This window comes from Bacillus sp. N6, assembly GCF_052805735.1.
Map to the genome: position 1 here is coordinate 2,340,496 of NZ_CM127843.1, position 16,851 is coordinate 2,357,346.

The following is a 16,851-nucleotide window of genomic DNA, read 5'->3' on the forward strand; positions in this document are numbered from 1 at the left end:
TCGGTATTTTCCTAGGAGATAAATGATGATTCTTTTAAAAATTTACAAATTAATAGCCCCAGTAAAGAGGAAAGTAATAAGAATCTTGGTGATACGGATTATGTTGTTGAGGGAGGGGCTGGGTTGGGTAATTTTTCATTCCACGGTTTTGATTGCAGTTTGCCGGAGGGCCAATAACAGTAGTTGATTGAATAGGAGAAACCGCTTGTTTCCATTGTTGTTCATTGAGGCAGTAAGTATGGGCCATCATATGAGCCGGAGTTAATCTTAAAATATCAGAACCGAAAATAACTTCTGGCGCTGGGGCATTGAAAATGGCTAATAAATGAGTATTATCAGCTGTAGCAATTTCATAATGCCACCACGCTTGTGGAATGTTAGCAACTTGCCCCGGTTTTATCGGTAAGTTTAATATTTGATTCGTAAATGGATTAAGTAAAGAAACAACAGCAGACCCTGAAATACAATAAACAAGTTCAGCTGCATTTTGATGAATATGTGGTTCTACAACATTTCCTGTACTTAAATAAATATCTAATAAAGAAGTATTTTCTAAAGTATTTAATTGTTTAATGCCAAGTACATTTATATAATTTTGGGCATCTTTTTGAAAAAAATTACTTTTATTTACATCAAAAGTAAAATTGGTTGAGGGAGAGGTATAGTCGATGTTGACAGTCAATTGTATTACCCGCCTTTCTATAGGTAAGTTAGGTTACAAAATTAGGATATGTGTCTAGTCTTTGTTTTGTGCTGTTGTAGGTAGCTTAAATAAATTCACTTATTCCATAAAGAATAAAGTATTAAGATTAAACTATATTCGTATTCCCATTCATACTTTGGATTGATGGAAAAAAGTAATGAAAATGTTAATTTAAAAGTACATCAATCATTTATAAGGAGTGAATGTTCATGTCATATAGTGAAATGATTAGAAATGAAGTGCTCAGCTGGGCGGGGGTTTCTGAAAAAACGCATCGATTTGGTGGTATTGAAATAAATTATGGTAAGAAAGAACTTGGCCATCTTCATGGTGATAAATTAGCTGATTTACCATTTCCGAAGTTAAAGCGAGATGAATTAGTGAACCGAGGATTGGTAAAACCACATCACATATTACCTGAATCAGGATGGATCAGTTATTATATAAAGAGTGAAGAGGATATTCCATTTGCAATTGAGTTATTTCGTATGCAATATGACCGAATTAAAAAGTAATGAAATATAGTAGGGTAATAAAAATTTATTTTTATGTCACATCCCTCCTTAATCGTTCGTCTTGTATGTAGAACGATGAGGAGGGATTTTATTATGAAGAAATTTGATGTAGCAATTGTTGGCGGTGGGCTTGCTGGATTAACAGCATCTATATATTTAGCGAAAGCTGGAAAGAAAGTGATTGTATTAGAAAAATCCAGTCAATTCGGTGGCCGAGGGATGACTATAAATAAAAATGGAATCTGCATGAATCTTGGTGCACATGCTTTATATAGAGGCGGGGCAGCGTTTATAACTTTTAATGAGCTCGGTTTGAATCTTCCAGGTGGAATACCATCTACAAAAGCACATGGAATATGGAAAGGGGATATATTCACCATTCCAACAGATTTTCGCTCAATTTTATCAACACCACTACTTTCGTGGTCTGCAAAAGTACAATTCTCACGTCTTATGATTCGTTTAGGAAATTTAGATGTAGGAGAAGTTCCGAAAATGAGTCTAACTACATGGGCAGAAAATGAAATAAAAGATCCAATGGTTCGTAATATATTTTATGCGCTATGCCGGACAACAACATATACGTTTGCTCCTACAATACAATTAGCATCATCTGTACTAAAGCAAATACAGCTTTCTATAAAAGAAGGAGTGCTTTATGTAGATGGTGGTTGGGAGACGATAATAACAAAATTAAGAGATTTAGCGAATGATGTCGGAGTGAAATTTTTGGCTAAAAAGCATGTTTTGGAAATAGAGCATTACGAAGATAAACAAAGAATACATTGTGTTGATGATGAGTTTTTTGAAGTAGGTACAGTCATCGTGACGACTCCGCCAAAAGAGGCTTGTAAAATAATAAAAGGTGCAGAAGGAACAAGTTTGCATAGATGGAATGAACAATCGGTACCGGTTACTGTTGCTGCATTAGATATTGGCTTGAGACAATTACCCAATCCTACACATCAATTTGTATTAGGATTAGATCAACCTATATTTTTCACAAATCAATCGAGAGCAGCTAAATTAAGTGAAGATGGATCAATTGCAGTGAGTCTAATTAAGTACCATAATCCTGTGCTAGAGATGAATCACATTCATGAAGATAAAGAACAGTTGGAAAGTACGATGGAGTTGTTACATCCAAATTGGAAAAGAGAAGTTGTTGCACAGCAATATTTACCGAAAATAACAGTAGTACATGATTTTCCTCATATTGACCGTGTTGAAAATCCGGCTCCTAATATACCTGAAATGCCAGGTGTTTATGTTGCAGGAGATTGGGCAGGGCATGATGAAATATTAGCTGATGCTGCGGTAGCAAGTGGGAAACGAGCAGCGTTACACATTTTAAAGCAATATGAAAGTGAGGCAGTTCATCATGGAAACGGAGCAGTTATATGAAGCGTATCAACCATTATTATTTTCGTTAGCATACAGAATCCTTGGGAGTGTTATGGATGCTGAGGATATCGTTCAGGATGTATTTATCTCGCTAAATAATATAGAAGATCCTCAATCTATAGAAAATATGAAAGCATATTTATGTAAGATGGCGACAAATCGTTCAATTGATAAATTACGATCGGCAGCGCATAAACGTAACGTGTATGTAGGGATGTGGTTACCAGAGCCACTTGTAGACGAGAGTGATGAGCCATCAAAGTCATTTATAATGAAAGAATCCCTTTCCACCGCATATTTATTACTTTTACAACAACTATCTGAGGTAGAAAGGATTGTTTTCATATTAAGAGAGGTTTTCAGTTATGAATACGAAGAAATAGCTTCAATTGTTGATAAGAGTAGTGTGAACTGTAGAAAAATCTTTCAACGTGCACGAAAAAGCATGTTGGAGAAACCGAAGCAATCAAAATTAAGCACGGAGAAAATGGCTTCTTATGTTGAAAAGTTTGTAGCATCATTACAGTGTGGGGATACGGAAGGTATGTTGGAAGTATTAAAAACAGATGCTATATTCAAAGCTGATGGTGGCGGTAAAGTTACAACTGCGATCAATCCGATTTATTCTGCAGATCGAATTATTCGCTTGTTCTTTGGGATTGCACAACGATTGACAGAAGAATACACTGTTGATTTTAAAATGGTAAATGGTATACCAGGAGTTATAGTTACAATAAATAATAAAGTAACGTATGTTCTTTCGTTTGCATTTGAGGATGAGAAGATTTCAAATATTTATATGATGGTTAATCCTGAAAAACTTATGCATTTAAATGTAAAAATATAAAAAAGCGCATTTCTTTAGAAATGCGTTTTTTTATTATTTTTCTAACATTTCAAGAGGTACATCTTTTTCGCCAGCTACCTCAAATTTAATTTCCCCGTCTTCTTCATAAATACGTGTAATAATCGGTATAGTAATCATTAATTTTTTATGCTGCTTTCGTTTTCGAGCAGCATCTAAGCTAATCACGTTCATTTGTAAGCATCCTTTCTTCTGGAAATATATAAACAAAGAAAATGCGTCCGAAAAGGGCGCTTAATTGAATTTGAAATACCGATTCATTTAAATGGGGTTTATATAATTTAATAACTGCAATTTTAATATGAAATAATATGAATGGAATAATTGCACGTAGAAATTAACTTTACCAAAAAACGAAACAATATGCTATAAAAAATTATAAATCTTTGTCATATAACAGGAAAAAGGATTTCGTTTCGCATATAATAAAAAATAGACGGGCAGCAAGAGCTTTTTCATCATATTGCTTGGAAAGGCGATGAAAAGAATGGATACAGTAGATTCATTATTATTGCAACTTGAACAATATGGAGAAGAGCATGATCGAAATAAAAAAACAAGGGAAGAAAAACTACGGAATGTTTCTCGTGAGATGGGGCAATTTTTATCAATTTTAGTAAAAGGGTGTAATGCAAAAAATATCTTGGAAATTGGAACTTCTAATGGTTATTCTACATTGTGGTTAGCTAATGCGGTAGAAGAAACAAATGGAAATGTAACAACTGTAGAGCTTTCTTCAGAACGAGTTGGAGAGGCACTTGTCAATTTTGAAAAGGCAAACCTGTTACAAAGAATCGATATTCATAATCAAGAAGCAGGGGCATTTTTAGATTCCCAATTAGATCATTCATTTGATTTTATTTTCCTAGATTCAGAGCGCACGCAATACATGTGGTGGTTTGAACATATAAAACGTATGTTACAACCACAAGGTCTTCTTGTTGTCGATAATGCTACTTCTCATGCGAGTGAATTAGTTGAGTTTATAAAAATGATTGAAGAAGATGAAATGTTTGAAACAGTATTATTGGCATTTCAAAAGGGTGCATTTGTAGCGCGTAAGAAGAAATAGGATTGAGTGTAATATAATTATCACATTGAAAAAGGGTGTATGTCAAAAGATTGCGTGCAGTAGTATGGGAAGGACGTAATTTATATACGTAACATACGAAGAATCCGCCTTCAGCATGTCGGTCTCTAGGTCTTAAGTCTGAGGAAAATTATGTTGTTTACAGGTATACTTATAGTAAGAAACAGGGAATGACTGCATAAGCAGGTATTTCTTGAAAATTGATTTCATATAGGCTGTTTGCAAATGAAATACAATATATTAGATGAAATATAGTGCACATAAATTCGCACATATAAATAAAGGAGCGATTTTGTTGACTGAACTCGAGAAAAAAGAACCCGTATCAATTGTGAAAGATAATAATGTAGAAGTAGTAGTTGATACAGTTATAAAAGATGAAGAACTTGATGAATTAAATAAAGAAGCCGATCTTTATGTACAAAAGTTAAATAGCGAGCAAAATACAGATTTATCAAAAGTATTGTCTCAGCTAGGAGATTTAGGGGATAAAGAGCAACAAGCAGCAGGACAAACGTTATCAGCTTTAAAACGCCCTGTAACAGCGATGATGAATGGGAAAAATGAAGAAATTCCAAATACATTGTTAGAATTAAGAAAAGTGGTATCAGAGCTTGATCCCAATTCACTTAAAGCAAGTGGTATGAAGAAAATTATGTTTAAAGTATTTAAGAAAAATCCACTTGAAACATACGTGCATAAATATCAATCTATAGATAAGCAAATTGAGGAAATTATTAGATCCCTTCTAATTGGTCGTGATAACTTACAAGAGGATACAGTTGGTCTTGAAATGTTAAAGGAACAATCGCACGATAAAATTCATGCTCTTGATAAACAAGTATACTTAGGGAAAAAGCTTGCTGGCATGCTTGAAGCTGAGAAACAAAACCCAGAGCGTCAAAGGGATATTCCGTTAATTAACGATGCATTAGAAAAGATACTTGTACGTACACGTAATATGCAGCAAGCGAAAAGTGTATTATTACAATCTATAGCTTCTGTAGACATCATTAAGAAAAATAATGAAAAATTAACAGAGGCAATACGTAATGCGATTACGATGACACAAAACGTTGTAACAGTTTCAGCTGCTATTCAGCTTGCATTAACGAATCAACGGAAAACAATTGATGCCGTAAATGCGACGAATGAAGCAATTGAATCGATGGTATTAAGTAATTCTCAAGCGTTAAAACAAAATACAGAAGAAACGACGAAATTGCTTGAAAACCCTGCTATTAGCATGGATAAATTACGTGAATCATTCCAAAATGTGTTCGCTGCAATTGAAGCATCTGAAAAATCGTCAGAACGTATTATTGAGTCAAGCAAGAAGTTCGTTATTGAACTAGACACATTTAATGATGAGATGAAGCAGAAACTCATTCAGCGTCCAAGGAAATAACAGATTATTAGAGGAGGTGAACAAATGAGTTTCATTCAAACAGTACTATTACTACTCGGTACATTGCTTTTAATAGCGTTTACTGTCGTTGTTTTAGTCGTATACTTCGGGCGGAAACTGTATTTTTCATGGACGAAGCCATATAAAAGAGCGCAAGATTCTCTAGATAAGATATCAAACAAATCAATACCGTTTCTACAAGAATTTACACAACATCCACTGTTTTATCGCTGGATTCGCACCGAAGGAAAGAAAGAACAAAATACATTAAATACTCTATTTTGTGCATCAGGTCAACGTACGAGAGAGCAAGTCTTCTCGATGTTACCGAAAGAAAAGCAGAAAAAAGTGCATGTAATGGCAAAAACTACGAAAAAGCTTACGAATGAAGATATTGATGTGGCTGCGATGAAAGTGAAAGATTTCTTAAGACAAGAAACGCAGCAAACTGTAAAACCGACAGACTTATCATTTTACAAATTGTATTTTTATGACCGTTATCCAGACGCATTAAATACAATTCAAGCGTATAAACGCTCAATAAATCCTTCATTACAAAGAACGGTTGATGATATTACAATTTCAGTATTAAATGCACTTCCGTACTATCAAGAGCAACGCATGTTTGAACAACAACATAAACTTGAAACATTCTTAATGAAAGATTTAACGGCCATGTTATCGTTGGTAGTACAATTACCACCTTCACAAAGACCAGAGAAGGAAGAAGAACTGAAGATCTACTTGGAAAATTTCAAAAAAGAAATGGAAGTAGTAGAGCGAGATATTCGCGACTCGATTGATCACGATTTAAATGTGAAGATGAGGGCAGCGACTGAGAAGTTTAAGAATAAATAACAAAAAGCGCCTTAAAAGCTAAGTATCACAGCTTTAAGGCGCTTTTTTTATGAGATTTTATTTTGCTCTAACGGTAGTATGATTAGAAGCCACACTTTCATTATGCAATCGATCAACTGCAGTTACGACATACGTATACGTTTCTCCAGAAGTTGCTGTTTTATCTACATAAATTTCTCCAAGTTTTGTTTTTCTTACAGTAGTAAGTAAATTTTTAGGATTTTGTATATCCACTTCATTTTTCCCATTCACGCGGTAAATAGCGTAATAAGCAGAATCATTATCTCTATTGTCAATGATACCGATTGCAATACCTTCATCTCTTGGAATGGCGCCTTTTAAAGTCGGTTGTTTTGGTGGATCATGATCAAGCCAAGGCATAGGCGGGATTAATGCAGGATGTTTATATATGTTTTTTGAAAGTCTATCTTTAACTCCGAGTGGATTGTTATTAATATCTTTTAAGCTAAAATGCATACTACCTTTTATATCAGGATATAGCCGGTTTAATGCAATTTGTTTTGGATATTCTTCTGGATCAGACCAAGCAGGGACGGAGTTATTATTAATTTTATAGGCCGCTTGACCGATGTATAGGTGAAGCGGTTTGTTATTTGTTTCTTTAACCCACCAATCTACTAATATGTCATATGCAGCTGGGGTGAAACCTATATTCCAATATATTTGCGGTGTAATGTAGTCAATATATCCTTTTTGTATCCACTCACGTGTGTCAGCATAAAGGTCATCATAGTTTCTTTGGCCTGCGGTTGTGTTAGAGCCAGTGGGATCGTCAGCTATATTTCGCCATACGCCGAACGGACTAATGCCAAACTTTACATATGATTTTTCTTGTTTTATAGCAGTATTTAAATCTTTTACAAGTTCATTTACATTATTACGTCGCCAATCTTCTATATTTGTAAATCTACCATTATTATATGTTTCGTATGTTTTCTGATCTGGAAATTCTTCACCGGCTACTTTATATGGGTAAAAATAATCATCCATATGCAGCGCATCAATATCGTAATTTTGTACGATTTCTAAAGCGCCTTCTGTTATAAATTTTTTCACTTCCGGAATACCGGGATTGTAATATAACTTTCCGCCATAAGTGACAACCCAATCGGGATGTTGCCTTGCAGGGTGATTATTTGATAATTGATTTATATCGGTGTGATTCATCGTTATTCGGTATGGGTTAATCCAAGCGTGGAATTCTATATTTCTTTTATGAGTTTCTTCAATCATAAATGCGAGCGGGTCATAACCAGGATCTTTTCCTTGTGTTCCTGTAATGTATTCAGACCAAGGACCGTAATTTGAAGGATAGAAAGCATCAGCGGTTGGTTTAATTTGTACAACAACTGCATTCATACCAGTGCTTTTTACATTGTCTAATAATCTTATAAATTCTTGTTTCTGTTTTTCAATGGGTAAGCCAGTTTTTGAGGGCCAATCAATATTCAGAACAGATGCAATCCATACAGCACGTAATTCATGTTTTTTGTACGTAGTATTTACTTCAGCATAAGTAAAGTGAGGGGGAATGAAAGAGAAAGGGATGAATAAGATGACGATACAACATATCATTAATAAACGTTTAACGATCATTTATACGCCTCCCTATCATATGATTATTTAAAATAATATATGAGGCGAGGTTGACTTTGCAATAGAGAAAATTGCATATTGAAACATTAATTTAATAGGAAAAATATTTTTAATGAAATTTACTTTCATTATAACTAAATTCATTTACTACTTCATATGCTTGTTAGTAAAGTGAAACTTCCTTTCATTTGAAGGGTAATAAATTATAAGTATAGGAGGATTAATAAATGAAAGTTTTGTTCGTCTGTTCTGGAGGAATGTCCAGTGCAATTGTTGTAAACGCTTTAAAAAAAGAAGCGGAGAAAAATGGTGTGAACATGGAAGTGCATGCAATTGGAACGAATGAGGTAGAGGAAGAAGTAAAGAATGGCTGGGATGTCGTAATGGTGGCACCTCAAATAAGACACCGATTTGACTCTGTAAAAAAATTTGCAGAGGAGGAATCTATTCCGTGTGGCATCATACCGCCGCAAGCATACACACCGCTTGGTGGCCCGACTTTATTAAAAACTGTAAATGAATTAATAAGTTAGGGGGAAACGTTATGAATAAGTTTGTCACGTTTCTTGATAAAAACTTATCTGGACCGATGGCAAGGCTTTCTGAGCAGAGACATTTACAAGCAATCCGTGATGGAGTTATTTCGGCGTTACCATTTATTATAGTAGGAAGCTTCTTTTTAATAGTAGCATTTCCACCACTGCCGAAAGATAGTTTCATATCAGTTTGGGCATTAAAGAATCAAACAAGTATATTGATACCATATCGTTTAACCATGTTTATTATGTCTTTATATATCGCATTTGGAATAGGATATAATTTAGCGAAAAGTTATAAATTAGATGCTTTATCAGGAGCACAGCTCGCGGTATGTTCACTACTTTTAACATTAACGCCTGAGTTAATTGATAAAAAAGGATTCATGCTTCCGATGACAAATCTCGGAGGTCATGGATTATTTGTGACGATGATTGTTTCTATTTTATCCGTAGAGATTTTAAGATTTTGTAAGAAGAAAAATGTAATGATTAAAATGCCAGAACAAGTACCGCCATCTGTATCGCGTTCATTTGAAGCACTTATACCTGCAGCATTCGTTATTATTATAATGAGTCTAGTAACTGTCGTTTTTAGCATTGATTTACACCATGTTGTTGATAAATTAGCAGCACCATTAGTAAAAGCTGGGGATAGTTACTTCGGTGTAATGATTCCAGTGTTTTTAATTACGTTTTTTTGGTCATTCGGAATCCATGGTGTGTCGGTTGTTGGAACTGTTGCTAGGCCATTATGGGAAGTATACCTAGGGAAAAATGGTGAAGCAGTTGCTAGTGGAGCAGATCAGTTGCCATTTATTTCACCAGAGCCGTTATATCAATGGTTTATATGGATTGGCGGTTCTGGTGCGACGTTAGGGCTTGTATTAGCTATGATTATATTTGGTCGATCGAAATATTCGAAAGCATTATCAAGAACTTGTATTGTTCCAGGTATTTTTAATATTAATGAACCAGTCATATTCGGATTACCGATTGTACTAAATCCAATTTTAATTATCCCATTTATCATTACACCACTTGTAACAGCAACTGTTGCATATTCAGCAACTGCGATGGGATTTGTAACACCAACGCATATTATGCCGCCATGGACACTACCTGCTCCAATTGGTGCATATTTAGCAACAGGTGGAGATTGGCGTGCGATTGTATTAGTTTTTATAAATATAGCAATATCGTTCCTTATTTATTTACCATTCTTTAAAATGTACGACAAAAATATGCTTGAAATTGAAAAAAATGGTGACGGGGAATCTGTTAATCCTTAATCTGCACGCTGTTATTTTGAGTGATAGACTTTTTGTCTATCACTTCTTTCACATTAAAACTAGAAAGGGGGAAATAGAATGAATATAAAATTTAGTTATAAAGGCGTATTTTTATTATTATTTGGAGTGATTTGTGCAAATTTACTTTTTGTCCCTTTATTAGGCATGCTAAATCTATCACAAATGCATAGTATCTGGCTTGTTACAAGTATTGCGGCAAGCGTTTTGCTTACGGTAGTTGTTTCTTTCATTGATGGATCGTTTGCATCAAAAGCTCAGTTGTTTTTTAGATTTATATTGTTTTCGATTTGTTGTACGTTCGTTACTTACATGATTGTTTTTTAGTAAATAGGAGGTCATGCACGTTATGTATATTGCAGGGGTAATGTCTGGTACTTCATTAGATGGAATAGATGTAGCGCTCGTTCATATAGAAGGAAGTGGTGTAGATTCTAAAATCCAACTCATCCATTTTACTACTGTTCCATTTTGTAATGATATGAAAAATGAGATCCAACAAGCGTTATCAATTGAAACTTCAAATGTCCAACTTATATGTAGTTTAAATTTTAAACTTGGTTTATGCTTCGCCAATGCTGTAAAGGAAGTTTGTAAAGAGGCCAATTTTCCTTTGAGACAATTAGATTTAATAGGCTCTCACGGACAAACGATTTATCATCAGCCAAAGCAAGAAGGGAATATTATTTCTTCAACATTGCAAATTGGGGAACCAGCAGTAATAGCATATGAAACGAACACGACGGTTATCTCGAATTTCCGAACGATGGACATGGCGGCAGGGGGACAAGGTGCACCACTTGTACCATATTCAGAGATTATTTTATATCGGCATCAAACTAAAAATAGACTACTACAAAATATTGGTGGGATTGGTAATGTTACAGTGGTTCCAAGTAAACGAAGTAAAGAGAGTGTTATTGCTTTTGATACTGGACCAGGCAACATGGTAATCGATGAAGTATGTCAAAGATTATTTCATGTACCATATGATCAAAATGGTTGGATTGCAAAGCAGGGGGTAGTTGTAGATGAAATTTTAACATACTGTATGAACCATCCATTTTTGAACGTGAAACCACCAAAATCAACAGGTAGAGAACATTTTGGAGAAGCGTTTGTGACTGAATTATTAAATCGATTTGAAAAGCATAGTAAAGGAAATATATTGGCAACTGTCACGATGTTTACAGCATGTTCAATTGTTCATCATTATAAGGAGTGTATTTTACCGTATTATGACATTGATGAGGTGATTTTAGCTGGTGGTGGAAGTTATAATAATACACTTGTTGAAATGATACGGAATGGATTAAGAGAAGAGAAATGTAGTATATGTATACAAGAGGATATTGGTCATTCTTCAGCAGCGAAAGAAGCGATTGCATTTGCTATTTTAGCAAACGAAACGTATCATCGTAATCCGAGTAATGTGCCGAGCGCAACAGGTGCTAAGAATTCCGTGGTTTTAGGGAATGTAACATTCCCTCCAATATGTAAATGAAAATGAGGCGAACATATGAAGTATATGATTGGAGTAGATGGCGGGGGAACGAAGACAGAGGCAATTGCATTTGATCAAAATGGAAATGAAGTTGTAAGAGGTACGAGCAGATTTGGAAATGTATTAATAGATTTTGATCAGGCGCTTTTGCATATTATGGAAGCAATTAATCAATGCCAGAAGAATTTAATAAATGAGCATTGCGTTTGTATTTGTTTAGGATTAGCTGGTATAAGCGGAGTGAATACAAATGAATTAACATTACGTTTAAAAAAGAAATACGGAACAAAAATTGAAATTTTTAATGATGCAATGATCGCGCATGCAGCTGCTTTAAAAGGTAAGGATGGAATATTAACTATAGGTGGTACAGGTGCAATTTGTATAGGAAAGAAAGGAGAAGTATATCAGTATAGCGGTGGATGGGGACATATTTTAGGAGATGAAGGGAGCGGATATTGGATTGCATTACAAGCTTTAAAGAAAATGACAATTCAATTCGATCAAGGAATCAGCCTTTGTCCATTGAGTTTGAATATTCAAAGGCAGTTTCAACTTTTGACACCGTCTCATATAAAAAGCTTAGTATATACTTCTTCTAAAGATAAAATTGCAGCAATCGCACCATTAGTTATTCAGGAAGCAAGAAGTGGCAATGATGATGCGCATGAAATTATAATGCAAGCTGGAAAGGAATTAGCAAGAATTACGGTAGATGTTTATAACAAGATGCAATTTAAGCGCTCAACTCCAATTGCAGTAAGTGGCAGTATATTGCGTTTAGTTCCTGAAATATTTGCTGTATTTAAGAAATGCTGTGAAGAAAGTATGAAAGAAATTACATTCGTATCACAAGCAGAAATGGCAGTGAAAGGAACATACCATTTAATGAAGGATATATATTTTTAAAATTAGCGCATGAGAATTTTTGTATGATTTGTAAAAATATGATGTTAAAATGTATAAAGGGACGTATGTTAAAAACGTAAAATATACGTAGTAATTGAATATTGTATATGTATTCCCATTTAGAAAGTGAATGATTACATGATTAATAGTATGCAGTTTTTATATTTGGTGGCTTCTTATTTAATTGGAAACATATTGACCGCTTATATAGTAACAAAATTGAGACATAACGTTGATATTAGGGATGAAGGAAGCGGAAATCCTGGCGCAAGAAATATGGGGCGCGTATATGGAAAAGGGTATTTCATCGCTACATTTTTAGGGGATGCGATTAAAGGGGCAATCGTTGTTACTGTTGCAAAATATCTTTTTGAAGATACTACATTCATAATGTTAACAGTATTGGCCGTTATTATTGGACATATTTACCCAGTTTTATTTAAAGGTAAGGGCGGTAAAGGTATTTCAACATTTATTGGAGGATTAATCGCATTTGATTATTTGATAGCGCTTACCCTCATAGGCATTTTTATTGTATTTTATTTAATATTCAAAGGATTTACGAAGCCAGGACTAATTACGATTGCTTGTTTACCAATTTGTATGATTCTTTATTCTTATTCTGTTGTTACGACTATTTTAAGTGGAATGATTATTGTACTTATTCTATATGTAAATCGAGAATAAAATAAATGTTTAATAAGTGGGGATAATCTCCACTTATCATTTTTTATTAAATAGATAAAGGAGATAAGGCATGGGGTTAATTTATAAAGTTGCTGATCAAGATTGGGAATTTGAAAGTATACATAAATTAAATTATAAAACTTTTGTAGAAGAGATTCCGCAACATGAAGAAACGAAAGACCGGTTTCGTATAGATCGGTTTCATGAAGAAAATACATATTTAATTTGTTTAGATGAGGATAGATTAGTAGGTATGGTCGCGGTGCGGGGAAAACGACCATTCTCGTTAGATTATAAAATTTCAAATTTAGATGTTTATTTGCAAGAGCATGGAGAAAAAGTGTATGAAATTCGTTTACTTTCAGTAGAACGTGAATATAGGAATGGAAGAGCGTTATTAGGATTAATCCGTTTTCTACATCGTTATTTGCTTCTAAATGGATATGAATTAGCACTCATTTCTGCAACAACACGTGAACTAGCTTTATATGAGCAAATGGGATTCAAAGTTTTCCATACGTTAGTTGGTACAGAAGAAGCGGCCTTCCAGCCAATGTATGTTATCCCTGTTATGTTTGAAGAATCGAGCGTTGGGGGGATTATGACGAAAGAATATACGTTTTTACCTGGTCCAGTAGATATTGAAGAGAACGTTCGAAAGGCATTTTCTACGCGGCCTATTTCGCATCGCTCTAAGTCATTTCAAGTGATGATGGACAATGTGAAAAAACGGTTACTTTACATGACAAAAGCAAAACATGTACAGCTTATGTTAGGAACAGGGACGTTAGCAAATGATGCGATCGCTTTACAGTTACGTTCTTTAAAAGGGAAAGGACTAGTATTAACAAATGGGGAATTTGGTAATAGATTAGTTGGACATGCAAAACGAGCACAGTTACATTTTGATACTTATAAAAAGGAAATGGGAGATCCATTTATTTATACCGAATTAGAAGAAATCATGACAACTGGAAATTATGAATGGCTTTGGTTTGTTCATCATGAAACATCTACTGGAATGTTAAACGATTTAAACGAGCTAAACACTCTTTGTAACGAGAATCAAATAAAACTATGTGTAGATTGCATAAGCTCAATTGGAGCAATACCATTAGACTTAAAGGATGTGTATTTTGCAAGTGGTGTTAGCGGTAAAGCGATTAAATCATATACAGGAATTTCTTTCGTTTTTCATAACCACATTGTAAAAATAAACGAGGCTGTGCCGGCCTATATGGACATTGGTATGTATGAAGAAAATGAAAGCATTCCATACTCACAATCATGGAATTTAATTTATGCATTGCAAGAAGCGTTGAAGAGATTTGAAGATGAAAAGGTATTTGTAAAAATTAAAGAGACATACGAGTATATTGAAGAAGTTATTACTGATATGGGGTTAAAGCTTGTTTCACCTAAAGAACATGCCGCGAAAATTATATTTACAATTCAATTAAGCGAAGGTCAGTCTTCTAAAACGGTAGGTGATGCGTTAGCTTTACAAGGATATATTGTCCATTATGAATCAGCGTATTTACAAAAGAATAACTGGATCCAAATTGCATGCCTGAATCATTATAAAGAACGTGATATGAAGAGGATGTTAAATTGTTTGCAAATGTGTTTATTTCAGAGTGGGGTACATATATAAAGACTTTTTCTTTTCGTATAAAGGAGCTACGACTTACGAAAACTTAGGAATAGAACATTGGAAGAGGTGTAAGTATGATAACTAGAAAACTACCATTACATATAGACGATATTAAAAAAGCTCACAAGATTCTAGATAGAAATGCTCGTAAAACGCCATTAGTAAAATCTTTTTACTTGACTAGTAAAACGGGCGGAGAAATTCATTTGAAATTAGAAAATATGCAATTAACGGGTTCTTTTAAATTCCGTGGCGCATTTAATAAAATGTCGCGGCTCACGGATCAAGAAAAAGAAAAAGGTGTAATTGCATGTTCAGCAGGTAATCATGCACAAGGAGTTGCATTATCTGCTCATTTACTCGGTGTTAAGAGTAAAATTGTTATGCCAATTTCTGCACCGCAGGCGAAAGTTGAAGCAACTAGAGGATATGGATCTGAAGTGATTTTACATGGTGAAACCTTTGATGATGCAAAGGCAAAATGTGAAGAAATTATAAGGGAAACAGGTGAGACATACTTACATCCATATGATGATGTAGAGGTAATGGCTGGTCAAGGTACAATTGGATTAGATATTCTTGATGATATGTGGGATGTAGATACTGTTATTGTACCAATAGGTGGAGGCGGAATTATTTCTGGTATTTCTGTAGCATTAAAATCTTTTAATCCATCGATTAATATAATTGGTGTCCAAGCAGATAATGTTCATGGAATGAAGGCATCTTACGATAAAGGAGCAATCGTAGAACATTATGAGGCACCTACTATTGCAGATGGTTGCGCAGTTAAAATACCAGGGGAATTAACATTTGAAATTGTAAAAGAATTAGTAGATGATATTGTAACTGTATCAGAAAAAGAACTAGAAGTAGCGATGAAAGATTTATTACAACGTGGGAAAGCTGTTGTAGAAGGTGCAGGTGCATTAGCAACTGCTGCACTTCTTGCAGGAAAAGTTGATAGTTATATAAAAGGGAAAAAAGTAGTAGCTGTTATATCCGGTGGGAACGTGGACTTACAGCGCATATCAAGTGTATGTGAGCACTTTTTTGTCGCTAATGAAGTGAAATAGTTTTATAAAAGAAGAGCTAAGAGAAATGATCTTAGCTCTTACTTTTTGTCTACCGTTTACTGTAAGTAGCAATAAATTTGCTGTTTAATGAATTGTTTTATTTAAGCGCCAATTTTTACACATATCTTGAACGTTACAATAATTATTTCAATATTGTCGAAACATAAGCAGAAATTTAATATAATAGTTTTAATGTGCTAAAGAGCGGTGAGGAGGGCAGGTCATGAATAAAGAAGAACAGGTCATGAACGGTTTCAGGGAATTATATAATAAGCTGGTTTGGCTTAATAAAGATAAGATGGAAGAAGGTCTTAAAGGTTTTAAGTCTTCTGAAGTCCATTGCATTGAATATATTGAAAACAATGCAGATTCTAACGTGACACAACTCGCAGAGGCTTTTTATGTGACTCGCGGTGCTATAAGTAGAATGACTAAGAAGCTCATACAAAAAGGCCTTATTGAAAGCTACCAAAAGTCAGAAAATAAGAAAGAAATTTATTTTAGGCTTACGGAAGAAGGGAAAGAAATTTATAAAATCCATGAAGATCTGCACAAAGAGTTTCAAGAGCGGGATAAAGCTGTATTTGAGCAAGTAACTGAAGAAGAATTCGACAGTATAATTCGTTTCGTGGAAAAGTATAGTAGACATTTGGATGCAGAAATAAAGAAACAAGGTGTACATATTAAATCGTAATACATTTTAATAATGAAATGG

Annotated in this window: 18 protein-coding genes; 15 read left to right on the forward strand and 3 right to left on the reverse strand. The window is 34.4% G+C overall.

What is annotated here, in order from left to right; all coding sequences use genetic code 11:
* Nucleotides 1-49 precede the first annotated feature (49 nt).
* Nucleotides 50-682, reverse strand: a complete 633-nt coding sequence (locus ACUXVC_RS12090) for a cupin domain-containing protein (RefSeq protein WP_000217700.1) — start codon at nt 680-682, stop codon at nt 50-52.
* A gap of 230 nt (nt 683-912) precedes the next feature.
* Here ACUXVC_RS12090 and ACUXVC_RS12095 point away from each other — a divergent pair, with 230 nt between their 5' ends.
* From ACUXVC_RS12095 to ACUXVC_RS12105, 3 genes are all read left to right on the forward strand, one after another.
* Nucleotides 913-1,218 carry a luciferase domain-containing protein gene (locus ACUXVC_RS12095; protein ID WP_141241064.1) on the forward strand — a complete coding sequence of 102 codons (306 nt, stop codon included), beginning with the start codon at nt 913-915 and terminating at the stop codon, nt 1,216-1,218.
* Between the two features lie 93 nt (nt 1,219-1,311).
* Complete coding sequence (locus ACUXVC_RS12100) at nt 1,312-2,622, forward strand: phytoene desaturase family protein (RefSeq protein WP_089170975.1); 1,311 nt, start codon at nt 1,312-1,314, stop codon at nt 2,620-2,622.
* The gene (locus tag ACUXVC_RS12105; protein WP_000447147.1) at nt 2,600-3,469 is read left to right on the forward strand and encodes a sigma-70 family RNA polymerase sigma factor; all 870 of its coding nucleotides are present in this window, start codon (nt 2,600-2,602) and stop codon (nt 3,467-3,469) included. The genes ACUXVC_RS12100 and ACUXVC_RS12105 overlap by 23 nt, the downstream gene beginning before the upstream one ends.
* Nucleotides 3,470-3,502: 33 nt before the next feature.
* Here ACUXVC_RS12105 and ACUXVC_RS12110 read toward each other — a convergent pair whose 3' ends face one another.
* Nucleotides 3,503-3,661 carry a hypothetical protein gene (locus tag ACUXVC_RS12110; protein WP_001100984.1) on the reverse strand — a complete coding sequence of 53 codons (159 nt, stop codon included), beginning with the start codon at nt 3,659-3,661 and terminating at the stop codon, nt 3,503-3,505.
* Between the two features lie 304 nt (nt 3,662-3,965).
* Here ACUXVC_RS12110 and ACUXVC_RS12115 point away from each other — a divergent pair, with 304 nt between their 5' ends.
* The 3 genes from ACUXVC_RS12115 to ACUXVC_RS12125 all read left to right on the forward strand — a co-directional run bounded on the left by ACUXVC_RS12115 (nt 3,966) and on the right by ACUXVC_RS12125 (nt 6,843).
* A complete protein-coding gene (locus ACUXVC_RS12115; protein WP_446026094.1) occupies nt 3,966-4,559 on the forward strand; it encodes an O-methyltransferase in 594 nt (197 codons plus the stop codon).
* Between the two features lie 313 nt (nt 4,560-4,872).
* The gene (locus tag ACUXVC_RS12120; protein ID WP_000137402.1) at nt 4,873-5,985 is read left to right on the forward strand and encodes a toxic anion resistance protein; all 1,113 of its coding nucleotides are present in this window, start codon (nt 4,873-4,875) and stop codon (nt 5,983-5,985) included.
* Between the two features lie 24 nt (nt 5,986-6,009).
* Nucleotides 6,010-6,843 (forward strand): DUF3974 domain-containing protein, encoded by an 834-nt coding sequence (locus tag ACUXVC_RS12125; protein WP_000008372.1) that lies wholly within the window; start codon nt 6,010-6,012, stop codon nt 6,841-6,843.
* Between the two features lie 57 nt (nt 6,844-6,900).
* Here ACUXVC_RS12125 and ACUXVC_RS12130 read toward each other — a convergent pair whose 3' ends face one another.
* The gene (locus ACUXVC_RS12130; RefSeq protein ID WP_446026095.1) at nt 6,901-8,460 is read right to left on the reverse strand and encodes a glycoside hydrolase family 10 protein; all 1,560 of its coding nucleotides are present in this window, start codon (nt 8,458-8,460) and stop codon (nt 6,901-6,903) included.
* 227 nt (nt 8,461-8,687) lie between these two features.
* Here ACUXVC_RS12130 and ACUXVC_RS12135 point away from each other — a divergent pair, with 227 nt between their 5' ends.
* The 9 genes from ACUXVC_RS12135 to ACUXVC_RS12175 all read left to right on the forward strand — a co-directional run bounded on the left by ACUXVC_RS12135 (nt 8,688) and on the right by ACUXVC_RS12175 (nt 16,830).
* Nucleotides 8,688-8,993: a PTS sugar transporter subunit IIB gene (locus ACUXVC_RS12135; RefSeq protein ID WP_000865907.1), complete on the forward strand. Its 306-nt coding sequence runs from the start codon at nt 8,688-8,690 to the stop codon at nt 8,991-8,993.
* A gap of 11 nt (nt 8,994-9,004) precedes the next feature.
* Entirely contained in the window at nt 9,005-10,288 is a 1,284-nt protein-coding gene (locus ACUXVC_RS12140) for a PTS sugar transporter subunit IIC (protein WP_001032277.1), read from the forward strand.
* 78 nt (nt 10,289-10,366) lie between these two features.
* The gene (locus tag ACUXVC_RS12145; RefSeq protein WP_001021962.1) at nt 10,367-10,633 is read left to right on the forward strand and encodes a hypothetical protein; all 267 of its coding nucleotides are present in this window, start codon (nt 10,367-10,369) and stop codon (nt 10,631-10,633) included.
* A gap of 22 nt (nt 10,634-10,655) precedes the next feature.
* On the forward strand, nt 10,656-11,810 hold the full coding sequence (anmK, locus tag ACUXVC_RS12150) for an anhydro-N-acetylmuramic acid kinase AnmK (RefSeq protein WP_446026096.1): 1,155 nt from the start codon (nt 10,656-10,658) through the stop codon (nt 11,808-11,810).
* A 15-nt stretch (nt 11,811-11,825) separates the two neighbouring features.
* On the forward strand, nt 11,826-12,719 hold the full coding sequence (locus ACUXVC_RS12155; protein WP_446026097.1) for a BadF/BadG/BcrA/BcrD ATPase family protein: 894 nt from the start codon (nt 11,826-11,828) through the stop codon (nt 12,717-12,719).
* Nucleotides 12,720-12,857: 138 nt separating this feature from the next.
* Nucleotides 12,858-13,406 carry a glycerol-3-phosphate 1-O-acyltransferase PlsY gene (gene plsY / locus ACUXVC_RS12160; protein WP_340783869.1) on the forward strand — a complete coding sequence of 183 codons (549 nt, stop codon included), beginning with the start codon at nt 12,858-12,860 and terminating at the stop codon, nt 13,404-13,406.
* Nucleotides 13,407-13,476: 70 nt separating this feature from the next.
* Nucleotides 13,477-15,060 (forward strand): aminotransferase class V-fold PLP-dependent enzyme, encoded by a 1,584-nt coding sequence (locus tag ACUXVC_RS12165; RefSeq protein WP_340783866.1) that lies wholly within the window; start codon nt 13,477-13,479, stop codon nt 15,058-15,060.
* Nucleotides 15,061-15,134: 74 nt separating this feature from the next.
* The gene (gene tdcB / locus ACUXVC_RS12170; RefSeq protein ID WP_144465848.1) at nt 15,135-16,136 is read left to right on the forward strand and encodes a bifunctional threonine ammonia-lyase/L-serine ammonia-lyase TdcB; all 1,002 of its coding nucleotides are present in this window, start codon (nt 15,135-15,137) and stop codon (nt 16,134-16,136) included.
* Nucleotides 16,137-16,359: 223 nt separating this feature from the next.
* Nucleotides 16,360-16,830 (forward strand): MarR family transcriptional regulator, encoded by a 471-nt coding sequence (locus tag ACUXVC_RS12175; protein ID WP_001030896.1) that lies wholly within the window; start codon nt 16,360-16,362, stop codon nt 16,828-16,830.
* Nucleotides 16,831-16,851 lie beyond the last annotated feature (21 nt).

Coding starts and splice junctions, on each gene's coding strand:
- ACUXVC_RS12095 (WP_141241064.1), top strand. CDS start 913: ATGTCATATAGTGAAATGATTAGAAATGAAGTGCTCAGCTGGGCGGGG.
- ACUXVC_RS12100 (WP_089170975.1), top strand. CDS start 1,312: ATGAAGAAATTTGATGTAGCAATTGTTGGCGGTGGGCTTGCTGGATTA.
- ACUXVC_RS12105 (WP_000447147.1), top strand. CDS start 2,600: ATGGAAACGGAGCAGTTATATGAAGCGTATCAACCATTATTATTTTCG.
- ACUXVC_RS12110 (WP_001100984.1), bottom strand. CDS start 3,661: ATGAACGTGATTAGCTTAGATGCTGCTCGAAAACGAAAGCAGCATAAA.
- ACUXVC_RS12115 (WP_446026094.1), top strand. CDS start 3,966: ATGAAAAGAATGGATACAGTAGATTCATTATTATTGCAACTTGAACAA.
- ACUXVC_RS12125 (WP_000008372.1), top strand. CDS start 6,010: ATGAGTTTCATTCAAACAGTACTATTACTACTCGGTACATTGCTTTTA.
- ACUXVC_RS12130 (WP_446026095.1), bottom strand. CDS start 8,460: ATGATCGTTAAACGTTTATTAATGATATGTTGTATCGTCATCTTATTC.
- ACUXVC_RS12135 (WP_000865907.1), top strand. CDS start 8,688: ATGAAAGTTTTGTTCGTCTGTTCTGGAGGAATGTCCAGTGCAATTGTT.
- ACUXVC_RS12140 (WP_001032277.1), top strand. CDS start 9,005: ATGAATAAGTTTGTCACGTTTCTTGATAAAAACTTATCTGGACCGATG.
- ACUXVC_RS12145 (WP_001021962.1), top strand. CDS start 10,367: ATGAATATAAAATTTAGTTATAAAGGCGTATTTTTATTATTATTTGGA.
- anmK (WP_446026096.1), top strand. CDS start 10,656: ATGTATATTGCAGGGGTAATGTCTGGTACTTCATTAGATGGAATAGAT.
- ACUXVC_RS12155 (WP_446026097.1), top strand. CDS start 11,826: ATGAAGTATATGATTGGAGTAGATGGCGGGGGAACGAAGACAGAGGCA.
- plsY (WP_340783869.1), top strand. CDS start 12,858: ATGATTAATAGTATGCAGTTTTTATATTTGGTGGCTTCTTATTTAATT.
- ACUXVC_RS12165 (WP_340783866.1), top strand. CDS start 13,477: ATGGGGTTAATTTATAAAGTTGCTGATCAAGATTGGGAATTTGAAAGT.
- tdcB (WP_144465848.1), top strand. CDS start 15,135: ATGATAACTAGAAAACTACCATTACATATAGACGATATTAAAAAAGCT.
- ACUXVC_RS12175 (WP_001030896.1), top strand. CDS start 16,360: ATGAATAAAGAAGAACAGGTCATGAACGGTTTCAGGGAATTATATAAT.